This window comes from Capnocytophaga sp. oral taxon 380 str. F0488, from assembly GCF_000318255.2.
Classification (GTDB): Bacteria; Bacteroidota; Bacteroidia; order Flavobacteriales; family Flavobacteriaceae; genus Capnocytophaga; species Capnocytophaga ochracea.
Genome location: NZ_KB291196.1, coordinates 12853 through 24849, shown reverse-complemented (window position 1 = coordinate 24849; position 11997 = coordinate 12853). Strand labels below are relative to the sequence as shown.

Genomic DNA, 11997 nt, shown 5'->3' with positions numbered 1-11997 from the left:
CGATTGGTATAGAAGGGGTGTATAAGTATTTGAAAGTGAGTGGTTAAAAGATGAGAAAAAGAGGTGATTTTGAGGGAAACAAAACGAAGTGAAACGGAAGTGAGGAGATGGTTGAGATATATGAAAACCATATTTGAACGATATGTGTGAATAATTTTGTATATTTGCCGAAAATTAGAATGTATGATAAAACTTATTGTAACGGATATTGATGGTACTTTGGTGAATAATCAGAAGGAAGTACCTGAGAGTTTTTGGGAAGTTTTTAAGGAGATACGAGCCCGTGGAATTAATTTTTGCGTGGCGAGTGGACGACAGATACAGAGTTTGCACGAGCTTTTTGCACCTATTAAAGACGAGATAGCTTTTGCTCCTGATAACGGAGCTTCGCTAATATACAAAGGGGAGACGCTTTTTGAAAACCCTTTGAACCCTAATGGTATTCGCCCTATATTGGAAACTTGTGAACAGATTGGGCAAATAGGGGTAGCGCTTTGTGGGAGAGAGAATGCCTACATTAAGACGGATAGTGTTACTATTTTTGATGAAATAGCCAGACATTATCCCGCTCATACAAAGGTGAAGAACTTTTCGGAAGTGAATGATGACATCTTTAAAATAACTATTTGTGATGAAGGAATTTCAAGGATTAATAGCTATCCTCTTTTGAAAAAGTATGAGAATGATTTTAATGTGGTGGTCTCAGGTGAGATATGGCTTGATATTACCCGAAGTGATGTGAATAAAGGGGTAGCGGTAAGACGTCTGCAAGAGAAATTAGGGGTCTTGCCATCGGAAACAGTGGTTTTTGGAGACCATATGAACGATGTGGAAATGATACAAACCGCTGAGATGAGTTACGCGATGAAGAATGCCCAAGAGGCTTTGAAAGCTATTGCTAATTACGTGACTGAATACGATAATAACGAGGCGGGGGTAGTGAAAACTATTCAGCATTTGATAAATTAAAAGAAGAATAGCAGAAAAGAAGGAGTACAAAACTCATAAAAAAATAAGAAAGGTTACCTGTTGATTTTCAGTAGGTAATATTCTTTTTTAGGAGAAAACTTTAAAATTGAAGGTAAAAAAATAATACAAAAGGCATATAAGATACAATTATCTTTTATATCTTTGCACCCAGAAATTACAAAAACACTAATATATTTTATTTATGACAGCTAAGAAATTATGGATTTGGCTTGGGGCAACAGTGGCTGCTTCATTCCTTGTGCTGATTCTCTTCGGTGTAGAAATATACCGTACAGCACCTCCTTTCCCCGAAAAGATTGTAACGACCAATGGGGAAGTGCTCTATGAAGGGCAAGACATTAAAGATGGTCAGAATGTTTGGCAATCGATGGGCGGTCAAACCGTAGGTAGTATCTGGGGACACGGTGCTTATATAGCACCCGACTGGAATGCTGATTATCTACACCGCGAATCGGTATTGCTATTAGAGCTTTTTGCTCAGAAAGACGGTAAGGTGTACAAAGACCTGCCTGAAGATGAGCAAGCGAAGTACCAAGTGCAGTTGCGCAAAGAGTTGCGTACGAACACCTTTAACCAAGAAACAGGTGTGATTACCTTCTCGCCAGAGCGTGCTCAGGTGGCTAAAGAGTTGGCTACGTATTACACCAAACTCTTTATGGACGACCCTTCGCTAAGTGAAACGCGCACTCATTATGCGATTCCGAAGAATGCTATCAAAGACCCTGTGCGTATGCAACAGATGAATGCATTCTTTACGTGGACTTCTTGGGTATGTAGCACTAATCGTCCTAATAGCGATGTAACCTATACCAATAACTGGCCTTACGACCCTGTGATAGGCAATCACCCTTCGACTTCACTACAAATGTGGTCAGGATTTAGTGTACTGATGTTGCTTTTTGGGGTGGGACTCTTGGTGTATTATCACGCAAGCAACAAAGAGGAAGAAGAAAATGAACATCTTCCTGCGGAAGACCCAATGCGCGGTATGAAACCTACACCTTCAATGAAAGCTACCCTTAAATACATTTGGATAGTATCGTTACTTATCTTGGTACAGATGGTGGCAGGGGTGATTACAGCGCACTATGGTGTAGAAGGGGGAGGTTTCTTTGGTATTCCGCTTGATATGATATTTCCACAGGCTATTTCGCGTAGCTGGCACGTACAGTTGGCTATTTTCTGGATAGCAACCTCTTGGCTGGCTACAGGGCTTTACATAGCTCCTGCGGTATCAGGGCACGAGCCTAAATATCAAAAATTGGGGGTAAATATACTCTTTATCGCCCTACTGATAGTAGTGTTAGGTTCTTTGGCAGGACAATGGTTTGGCGTGATGCAAAAATTGGGCTTAGTAGAAAACTTCTATTTTGGACATCAAGGTTATGAATATCTAGAATTGGGTCGTTTTTGGCAAATACTATTGCTTGTAGGCTTATTCTTGTGGTTGTTCTTGATGGTAAGAGCTTTATTGCCTGCTTTGCGTAAAAAAGACGAAAACCGCCATTTGCTATTGCTTTTTGTGTTAGCCTCTATTGCTATTGCGGCTTTCTATGGAGCAGGCTTGATGTACGGTCGCCAAACACATATGGCTATTGCCGAATATTGGCGTTGGTGGGTAGTTCACCTTTGGGTAGAAGGCTTCTTTGAAGTATTTGCTACCGTAGTGGCTGCTTTCTTGTTCTCACGTATGGGCTTGTTACGCTTGAAAGTGGCGAGTGCCTCAGTATTGTTCTCTACTATTGTATTCTTAGCAGGGGGTATATTGGGTACATTCCACCACTTGTATTTTAGTGCTACCCCTACGGGTGTATTAGCCTTAGGAGCTACTTTTAGTGCTTTGGAGATTGTGCCTTTGGTACTCATAGGATATGAGGCTTATCACAACTACAAGATTTCTAAATCTACTGAGTGGATAAAAGCCTACAAATGGCCTATCTATTGCTTTATTGCGATGTGTTTCTGGAACTTCCTTGGGGCAGGTATCTTTGGTTTTGCCATTAACCCGCCTATTGCCTTGTACTACATTCAAGGATTGAACACTACGGCAGTTCACGGACACGCCGCCCTCTTTGGGGTATATGGTATCCTTGGTATAGGTCTCATCTTGTTTGTACTTCGCGGTCTATACCCCGATCGCCACTGGAATAACAAAATTCTTGGTTGGGCATTCTGGTTGATAAATATAGGGTTGCTTGTGATGTTGGTAGGAAGCTTACTTCCTATAGGTATTATGCAAGCAGTAGAAGCTATTCAAAACGGCTATTGGTCAGCGCGTTCTGAGGAGTTTATGCACACTGATTTGATGCAAACCATACGTTGGTTACGCATTCCAGGTGATATACTCTTAGCAATAGGTGAATTGCTATTGGTATACTTCATCATTGGACTTAAAACCGGTTGGTCATTAAGAGACAAGCGATAATTTACAAAATAAACCTGAAAAAGCCAAAGGGCTGTCCTCAAAGGAGGACAGCCCTTTGGCTTTTTTTTGGATATAAAAAAGAGCAAATCATAAGCCGGATTCTGTACCTACCCTTGCTGAGCAGGTGCTTATCATTTATCTCGGTTAATGATTGCTCATTAGCTCTAACCGCCTACCCTCCAACATCGGGCGAGCAACCCTCAAACGCTGGTTTACGCGACGTTGCACCTCATAGAGTTTACCTGATTTCACTATGGCATTACCCATACATTCTTTCTGTTGCACTTGTCCTCGCCTCACGGCGGACGGGTGTTACCCGCTATGATGCTCTGTGGTGTCCAGACTTTCCTCTACTTTCGTAGCGATAAGCTGATTTGCTCTTTTAATCTTTATTAGTAGTCTCCTAAAGTTTCAGGATTCTGTGCTAAGCCTTTGGCTAATTGCTCGTCGTTAGGAGCTTTGCCATGCCAAGCGTGAGTGCCCATCATAAAGTCTACCCCATTACCCATTTCGGTATGGAGTAAGATACATACAGGTTTGCCTTTGCCGGTTAAAGCTTTTGCATCTGCCAATCCTTTTAAGATAGAAGCGATATCGTTACCCTTTTCAATATCGATTACTTGCCAACCAAAGGCTTCCCATTTGGCGCGAAGGTTGCCCAAAGGCATTACTTTATCGGTAGGTCCATCAATCTGTTTGTGGTTGTAATCTACAGTAGCGATGAGGTTGTCCACTCCTTTACCCCCGGCGTACATTGCCGCTTCCCATATTTGCCCTTCTTGCAGTTCACCATCGCCGTGGAGGGTATACACCAAGTGGTTATCGCCGTTGAGTTTTTTAGCCAAAGCTACTCCAATCGCTACTGAAAGCCCTTGTCCCAATGAACCCGAAGCCACGCGTACACCTTCTAACCCTTCGTGAGGGGTGGGGTGACCTTGTAAGCGAGAATTGAGCAAGCGAAAAGTGTTCAGTTCACTTACTGGAAAGAACCCACGTCGTGCTAATACACTGTAAAACACTGGCGATATATGTCCGTTAGAGAGGAAGAACAAGTCCTCGTTTTTACCTTCCATAGAGAAAGGTAGTTTGATGTCCATTACCTCGTTGTAGAGGCATACAAGAAATTCAGCGCAACCCAAAGAGCCCCCTGGGTGACCTGAATTTACATTGTGAACCATTCTGAGGATATCTCTACGCACCTGCGTAGTAAGGTCGGTAAGTTGTTGGATATTCATTATATTTCTTCTGTTTTACGTTTTTAATACCGCAAAGGTACAATTTTTAAAGACAAAAGCAACAACGGAAGGATAATAAATTTTATTTCTTCATATAATGAGCTTTCTTATACATTATCTTTGAAAGTAGGAAAGAGGGCATATATGAGAGGAAGCGCATTAACCATTTCATCCGTTTTGGGAATAAAAGCAACGCTTTCTTTTCAGTAATAGCTTGCGTGATTTCGCTCACGGCTTGGGCTTCGGTTACAAGAAAAGGTTTCTTAGAGAGGTCGTTGTGGTTGAGGTCGCGTAGTTTTTGGGTATTTACATAGCCTGGAGCAATGGTAGTAATTGCGATTCCATATGGACGCAAAGCACGGCGATAAGCATCGGCTATTTGTATCACACTACGCTTGGTCTTGGTGTATAGGCTTGACTCGGGGTAGTCTAAAATACCTGAAATAGAAGCGAGTAAGACTATTTGTCCGCCTGTGTGGCACATTGCTTTTCGTCCAACCTCTAAGCAGTTCACGGCTCCCATAATATTGGTTTGAAGCATTGCCACAGCCTCTTCATAGCTAATATCATCTGCTACATCTTCAGCATAACTACCTGCACAATTGATGAGCAACGACAAAGTCCTTTTACCTACGAATTGCTGTATAACGTTTTGTAATTGCACTATATTGGTTACATCGGCTTGGTACTTCTCAAAACGCGATTCATCAGCGAGCTTTTGCAAATCTCTTCCACATACACCTACGCGATTGCCTTGTAGGTGATAATAGCTCGCCAATGCTAACCCTATGCCTGAGGTGCCTCCTATGATAAATACATTCATTGTTTAAAAGCGTTTATTGTAGTTTGATAACCGTAGTCCCATTGTCTTTCTATTTGTTCACGATAGTGAGCGTAGTTTTTTGGAAAGTGAATACCTACCGCACATCGTTTCCAGTTGATATACTTCTCTGAGTAAAATCCTTTTAAGACCATAGTAGTATCGCGGGTATTGATGAGCCGAGCGGGATATTGTGCTACTTCGTCTAAACGCTCGTTGCCACTAAAACCTAAAACTGCACGCACTAACGCTTCTTCAGTAGAACTATAAGGCTGTTTTTCCTCTCTTATCACTTCTTGCGAAAGAGTATTTGCTAATTCTATAGGTAGTAAATCTATTGCGCCTCCTGCAAACATATCATCTGCTATATTCACGGGAGCTACGTAGAACATATCAGAAACTGAAATGCGGGCAGCAGTGAGCATTGGTATCTCTGTTTTAAGGAGAATATCTTTAGCAACTGCCGATTGTAAATAGTTATCAGAAGAGATTTGAATGGCTTGCAGATTTATATGTCTTGCAGTTTCTGTATCGGTAAAGAGTACTTTTTGGTAAAGCTTACGAGCCCCTCTCCGTTTGCCACATTCATCAGGAGTGAATAACATTTTAGAACCGACAATAATAGTAGGTAGGGTAGAGGAGAAGCGCACTTTGGCGAGACTCGGTAATAGATTAGAAAGGTCTTGTGCCATTGTTACCAAATAGCGATGATACACATCTTCAATATAAGGAGCTTGCCTCTTGTCGTATTGTTTTTTAAGAGCTAAAAAGCCTATACGGTATAATTGACTATAAGGGGTGAGAGAAAGACTCTTGATGAAGTTATAAAATTCTTCGGATTGCAGGTAGGCTTTGCGAGCAGTATGTGTAGGAAAAGCGTTGATGATTAGAGTTGCAAAAGCACCTCCACAAGAGGCTATCAGTAGCGAAGGAGTTTTGCCTAAATCATCTAAAGCATTGTACATACCGCCATAAAGGGCAAAACGTGTACCTCCTCCTGAGAAGACTAAGGAGCGATGGAATGTTTTCACTGTACCCATAGAAAGAACCATATACTGTTAAACAAAAGGCTATCCATACGGTCTAAAAGTCCGCCGTGACCAGGAATAAGGTTGCCAGTATCCTTTACGCCTGCTTTGCGTTTGAGAAAGGAAATACATACATCACCCCAAAAACCGAAAAAGCTAATAGTTACTCCTAAGAGCAACCACGTGTGAAGGGACGCTTGCAAACCGAGCACATACGCCAAACACACGCTTACTAAAGGTGTGAGTAAAATTCCTCCTACGCAACCTGCTATAGTTTTATTTGGACTCACCTCGGGCAGTATCTTTTGCTTGCCAAAGCATTTACCTGATAAGTATTGAAACACGTCGTTCAGTTCGGTGGAAACAACCAAAAAGATAAGCCATAGCAAGCCGTTAGGTACTGAAAACAAAAAAAACAAATGTGGATAAGCAAATAGAACGATACCCAAAGAGAGGGATATATAAGATGCTTCGTTTTTGGCTACAAAGAAAGTTCCTAAAACTGAAATAATGAGCAGAACTATAGCCCCTAATAAATAAATTTGATAATGAGGAAAACAGAAAAGTAAAACGCCTTGTAGTATAGCAATAACAATAGGTAAATAACGGGTATTGAAAGAAAAGAGCCGTCCTAACTCTTTTAAACATTGAAAACTCACCCAACATATAAAAATACGCATCGTAAGTTTATTATATACAGCTCCTGCGAAGATAGCAATAATAAATACCCAACTCCTAATACGAAGAGGTACATCGGCAAACTTACTATGGCTATTAGTGTTGGGCATAAAGTCCTTTTTTGAGACGAATAAAGGTGCTGAGGGACAGTAAAGCAATTATAATTCCGAAGACAATTGCTGAGTAGGAAGTGATAGAAACGCCCCAAAAAGCTAAAAGTCCGTAAATGCCTATTAGTAACGCACGGTCGCTTTTACCCATAGGTCCTTCATAGCGTCTTTCACCGCCTAACACTTTGCCCATTACGCCGGCAAATTCATTGAGAACGCTGAGCACAATAAAAATAACTACTAAATAAAGGCTTTCGGGCTGATATTTCAGCAAAGGGAAGAAGATGAACACATCAGAAACCACATCACCTAATTCGTTGAGGATTTCACCTAAAGAAGTGGTTTGCTGGAACTCGCGAGCCATCATTCCGTCGAGTGCATTGAGAATCATACGCAAGAGTAAACCTATAGGTAAGGCTAAGAAGAAGTAACGACATTCAGAGGCTTGCCAAAAGAGCACTCCAATTATTAAAGAAAACAAAATAGCAACTATCGTTATTTGGTTTGCAGTTACTTTCTTACGATGCAAGAACAGCAAGATAGGGTGTAGCAACTGCTGAAATTTAGGTTTTAGTTTGTAAACCGAAATCATATACTGAACTATATAAACATTGATGAGGCAAAAGTAATAAAAAATAGTGAAAAACAAAACTTGCTTTTCACTATTTACTAATTATTTCTTAAGCCAATTGTTTTCAAACTTACAGTTCTTGTATTCTCCGTTTACTGAAATGTAAGTTTTCTCGATATGTTCTTTCATCCACTTACTGATGGCTTTCAGTTGTTTTTCTTTCAGAGCTAAATCTTGTATCTTTACGTAATCCTTTACAAAGTCGGCTTGGTGTTCCTCAATACGGTTGGTGATTTGGTAAATCTTATAAGTTTTTTTACCAGTTCTATCTTCGTCGAGGAAAGGTACTGATACCTCATTGTCTTTAAGGTCTGAAATGCGAGCGTAAAGTGTAGGCTCTATACGGGTAAGCTCAAAACGAGTAGAAAGGTCTTCGGGGTTGATAAGCTGACCGCCATCGTTGCGGGTTTCTTTTTCATCGGAGAAATTACGTGCAGCCTCGTCGAAAGTAAGCTCTTTGTTTACAATACGGTCGCGTATTTTGGCTATCTTCTCTTTAGCCTCGTTGAGAGCTTCTTCAGGAATGTCAGGCATTAACAAGATGTGTCGTACACTTACTTCCTTACCGCGAATCTTGTCCATTTGGATAATATGCCAACCGAAGCTAGACTCAAAGGGCTTAGATATTTCTCCTTCCCGCAGAGTGAAGGCTACGTCTTTAAAAGCTTTATCAAAAGCAGAGTTACGGTTGAAGGTGAGTACTTGTCCGCCAGTAGCGCGGTCTTGGGAGTAGAGAATGGCTTTGGTAGAAAAACTCATACCGTTTTCCTCTACATCTTTTTTAATATCGTTGAGTTGGTTTATTACTTTTTGTACCGAACTCTTGGGAGCTACAGGATTGACTACAATTTGAGCGATTTCTAATTCAGTACCAAAGTGCGGACGTTCATCGGCTGGAATAGCGTTGAAGAAGGTACGTACTTCCTCAGGAGTTACTTCTATATCTTTTATAATTTGTTGTTTCATACGCTGAGCGAGCATACTCACTTTTAGGAGGTTGAAAAGCTCGTCGCGCATAGATTGTTCGTCGTCTTTTTTATAGAACTCTAAAAGTTTCTTAATGTCGCCACCTAACTGAGCGGTCAAAAACTCAATACGTTGGTTCACTTGGTCACGTACTTCGCTATCGGTAAGCTTCACACTGTCTTGCACAGCTTGGTGAGCGTAGAGTTTGTCCTCCATCAGTTTGCCGAGCATCTGGCAACGGTTGATTTCACGAGTGTCTACCTCTTGCTGTTGCAAATCAATATACGCCTTGTCGATATCTGATTCTAAAATCAAATAATCACCTACTACCGCTGCTACACCATCTACCTTTCTACGCTCATTGTTTTGGGCAAAAAAAGGAGTCGTGAACAACAGTATTACAAGTACTGACCAAATTTTTGTTTTATTCATAAACTTCGTTATTAACTTTAAACGTTCTGTTATTATATCAAAAGATGTGCCTAATTGCACTAACCAATTTGCAAAAGTAGTATTTATATTGGAAAAACGAAACTTTCTACTTTATTTTATTTTGAAACTACCGATGAACCACCCTATTGCGGGAAAGTAAAAAAGAGCAGTGAATGCCCATAACCATTCATAAAAATTACTGAAAATAGGATAGTTTACAATTACTGAAAAACCTTTGTAAGTGATGAGTACCTCGGTGGTGATAAAAGCAAAAAGAAACAGATAAACGAGCCATCGGTTTACTTTGTATACTTCTTCTAAAAACAGCAATAGACCTATGGTTACAATCCCTAGAAAGTTAAAGTGTAAGTAACTTATCAACAGGTCGATGTTTTTAAACAAATAAGGCGTAAGAACAGGGAAAGCACCTGTGAACATCATTACTACTTTGGCGATAAAGAAACTGATAAATACAGTAGCTAAAAAACTCTTAGGTTGTGTTTTTAGGTATAAACGCAATATCATCACTACCGCAATAAGCCAAATAAGCACCGAAGCTCCTCCTACGATATAGTAAATAGGATAGCTAAAATAGCCTACCCAAGAGATGAAAAGCGAACCTATAATTCCCGCTTGAAACAGAATAAATACGCGCTTGATGAGCTGAGGATATTGAACGTCCCAACCGTATTTCTTTATAAAGAGTCCCATTAGGCTACTGAGCATAAAACCATTGTATTGAAAGTGCAAAAAGAAGGCAATGGCACACATATACATATCAGAGAACTTGCCATATTTCACTATGGTTACGGGCATTAGCCATATTCCTAAACTCGATAGGATAAGATACCAAATTCCCATTTTTACAAAAGGGGAAGTGGCATACTTCATAAAAAACTTCGCAAAAAAATAGGTACAGAAGATAAACACTGATGAAAAACTGATAGAAACAGCCCCATATCCTTGAAAAGGAAAGCTACATAACATACCTAATACTGATAACTGAGTGATGTAGAACAGCCATCGGTAACGTTTGTGAAGTTGAGCGTTAAGAGGAATGAAAGTTCGCACTAAAATAGCCGAGAGCAGTACGTATACAAACCCTAAAAGTGCTAAATGCGAATGAGTATGCACGATATTTCGATAATTGAAATCGAAAGGATAGTCCACTACTTGTACCGAGCGCATAAAGATACCCAAGCACACTACTATAACGAAATAGGTAAATGCCCATCGTACATCAGTTCGTATGTTTAATTTAGTATTCAAAAGTACCGTATTCGCTTTTTATAGTGAGACATTTATTATTTGATGAGGCTACCCTACCTATGATTTGCGCTTCTACATTAAATGATTTTGCAATAGTGATAATATCTTCTGCAATGGCTTCCTCTACATAGAGCTCCATACGATGCCCACAGTTGAACACTTGGTACATCTCTTTCCAATCGGTGTTGGATTCTTCTTGAATGAGTTTGAAAAGGGGAGGGGTAGGGAAAAGGTTGTCTTTGATAATATGCAAGTTATCTACAAAGTGCAATATTTTAGTTTGTGCGCCTCCACTGCAATGCACCATTCCACATATTTGGGTATTGTTGTACTTTTCTAATATCTTCTTGATGATGGGTGCATAGGTACGAGTAGGAGAGAGAACGAGTTTGCCAGCGTTTAACGGACTGCCAATTACCTTGTCGGTAAGTTGTTTCGTGCCAGCATATACGAGCTCATTGGGGACAGCGGCATCAAAACTTTCGGGATATTTGTGTGCTAATACTTTTGCAAACACATCGTGACGCGCTGAGGTGAGTCCGTTGCTACCCATACCGCCATTGTATTGGTTTTCGTAGGTAGCTTGACCGTAGGAGGCGAGTCCTACAATCACATTGCCCGCTTTGATATTTGCGTTATCAATCACTTTACGGCGTTCTATGCGCGCTGTAACGGTAGAATCGACAATGATAGTGCGCACTAAATCACCTACATCGGCAGTTTCTCCCCCTGTAGAATGGATATGCACTCCAAAAGCAGAAAGTTCTGCAATCAGCTCTTCTGTTCCGTTGATAATAGCTGAAATGACTTCCGCAGGAATGAGGTTTTTATTGCGCCCAATGGTGGACGAAAGCATAATATTATCGACTGCTCCCACGCACAATAAATCGTCTATGTTCATTATGAGGGCATCTTGTGCAATGCCTTTCCACACGCTTAAGTCACCGGTTTCTTTCCAATACATATATGCCAAAGCCGACTTGGTACCGGCGCCATCGGCGTGCATTATAAGACAATAGTTGTCGTCGCCCGTAAGGTAATCGGGGACTATTTTACAAAAGGCTTTGGGGAATAATCCTTTATTAATATTTTTGATAGCTTTATGCACTTCGTCTTTGGCTGCCGAAACTCCGCGTTGTGCATAACGTTTGCTTACTTCCATTATAGTTTATTTTTGAGAGGCAAAGGTAAGAATAATTTATCAATTAGCAAATTTGGTACAGCGTGGGGCGAGCCACAAGGGTAGGTAAAGAATGAACGAACAATAGGTGAAAGAAGGCTTGTAGTTAATGGTTAGTGATTAATGGTTAATGGTGAAATTGGGAGAGGATTATACAAAGCTTATAGGATAATTAAACAATGAGTGGCTCTACAGTGGCTCTATAGTGGCTCTACAGTGGCTCTACAGTGGCT

Annotated in this window: 10 protein-coding genes and 1 other RNA gene; 2 read left to right on the top strand and 9 right to left on the bottom strand. The window is 40.6% G+C overall.

The window, feature by feature from the left end:
* The first annotated feature begins 183 nt into the window (after positions 1-183).
* Positions 184-969 (top strand): HAD family hydrolase, encoded by a 786-nt coding sequence (locus HMPREF9078_RS04935; RefSeq protein ID WP_009419645.1) that lies wholly within the window; start codon positions 184-186, stop codon positions 967-969.
* A 202-nt stretch (positions 970-1171) separates the two neighbouring features.
* Positions 1172-3415, top strand: coding sequence for a nitric-oxide reductase large subunit (locus HMPREF9078_RS04930; RefSeq protein WP_009419644.1), 2244 nt, complete (start codon positions 1172-1174; stop codon positions 3413-3415).
* Positions 3416-3490: 75 nt separating this feature from the next.
* Here the strand turns inward: HMPREF9078_RS04930 and rnpB are convergent.
* From rnpB to HMPREF9078_RS04890, 9 genes are all read right to left on the bottom strand, one after another.
* Positions 3491-3796: RNase P RNA component class A (gene rnpB, locus HMPREF9078_RS11300), an RNA gene on the bottom strand.
* 11 nt (positions 3797-3807) lie between these two features.
* Positions 3808-4650 (bottom strand): transketolase, encoded by an 843-nt coding sequence (locus HMPREF9078_RS04925; protein ID WP_009419643.1) that lies wholly within the window; start codon positions 4648-4650, stop codon positions 3808-3810.
* 82 nt (positions 4651-4732) lie between these two features.
* Positions 4733-5473, bottom strand: coding sequence for an SDR family oxidoreductase (locus HMPREF9078_RS04920; RefSeq protein WP_009419642.1), 741 nt, complete (start codon positions 5471-5473; stop codon positions 4733-4735).
* A complete protein-coding gene (locus HMPREF9078_RS04915) occupies positions 5470-6522 on the bottom strand; it encodes a patatin-like phospholipase family protein (RefSeq protein ID WP_232305305.1) in 1053 nt (350 codons plus the stop codon). Before HMPREF9078_RS04915 ends, HMPREF9078_RS04920 begins: the two co-directional genes overlap by 4 nt.
* Positions 6498-7286, bottom strand: coding sequence for a phosphatidate cytidylyltransferase (locus tag HMPREF9078_RS04910; RefSeq protein ID WP_009419640.1), 789 nt, complete (start codon positions 7284-7286; stop codon positions 6498-6500). The genes HMPREF9078_RS04915 and HMPREF9078_RS04910 overlap by 25 nt, the downstream gene beginning before the upstream one ends.
* Complete coding sequence (locus tag HMPREF9078_RS04905; protein WP_009419639.1) at positions 7273-7878, bottom strand: CDP-alcohol phosphatidyltransferase family protein; 606 nt, start codon at positions 7876-7878, stop codon at positions 7273-7275. The genes HMPREF9078_RS04910 and HMPREF9078_RS04905 overlap by 14 nt, the downstream gene beginning before the upstream one ends.
* 81 nt (positions 7879-7959) lie before the next feature.
* Entirely contained in the window at positions 7960-9315 is a 1356-nt protein-coding gene (locus HMPREF9078_RS04900; RefSeq protein ID WP_034542902.1) for a peptidylprolyl isomerase, read from the bottom strand.
* Between the two features lie 111 nt (positions 9316-9426).
* The gene (locus tag HMPREF9078_RS04895; RefSeq protein WP_009417470.1) at positions 9427-10515 is read right to left on the bottom strand and encodes a hypothetical protein; all 1089 of its coding nucleotides are present in this window, start codon (positions 10513-10515) and stop codon (positions 9427-9429) included.
* 58 nt (positions 10516-10573) lie between these two features.
* Positions 10574-11746: an AIR synthase related protein gene (locus HMPREF9078_RS04890; protein ID WP_009419636.1), complete on the bottom strand. Its 1173-nt coding sequence runs from the start codon at positions 11744-11746 to the stop codon at positions 10574-10576.
* Positions 11747-11997 lie beyond the last annotated feature (251 nt).

Bases quoted from the DNA above. Each gene is read 5' to 3' on its own strand.
- HMPREF9078_RS04935 (WP_009419645.1), top strand. From the start codon at position 184: ATGATAAAACTTATTGTAACGGATATTGATGGTACTTTGGTGAATAAT.
- HMPREF9078_RS04930 (WP_009419644.1), top strand. From the start codon at position 1,172: ATGACAGCTAAGAAATTATGGATTTGGCTTGGGGCAACAGTGGCTGCT.
- HMPREF9078_RS04925 (WP_009419643.1), bottom strand. From the start codon at position 4,650: ATGAATATCCAACAACTTACCGACCTTACTACGCAGGTGCGTAGAGAT.
- HMPREF9078_RS04920 (WP_009419642.1), bottom strand. From the start codon at position 5,473: ATGAATGTATTTATCATAGGAGGCACCTCAGGCATAGGGTTAGCATTG.
- HMPREF9078_RS04915 (WP_232305305.1), bottom strand. From the start codon at position 6,522: ATGGTTCTTTCTATGGGTACAGTGAAAACATTCCATCGCTCCTTAGTC.
- HMPREF9078_RS04910 (WP_009419640.1), bottom strand. From the start codon at position 7,286: ATGCCCAACACTAATAGCCATAGTAAGTTTGCCGATGTACCTCTTCGT.
- HMPREF9078_RS04905 (WP_009419639.1), bottom strand. From the start codon at position 7,878: ATGATTTCGGTTTACAAACTAAAACCTAAATTTCAGCAGTTGCTACAC.
- HMPREF9078_RS04900 (WP_034542902.1), bottom strand. From the start codon at position 9,315: ATGAATAAAACAAAAATTTGGTCAGTACTTGTAATACTGTTGTTCACG.
- HMPREF9078_RS04890 (WP_009419636.1), bottom strand. From the start codon at position 11,746: ATGGAAGTAAGCAAACGTTATGCACAACGCGGAGTTTCGGCAGCCAAA.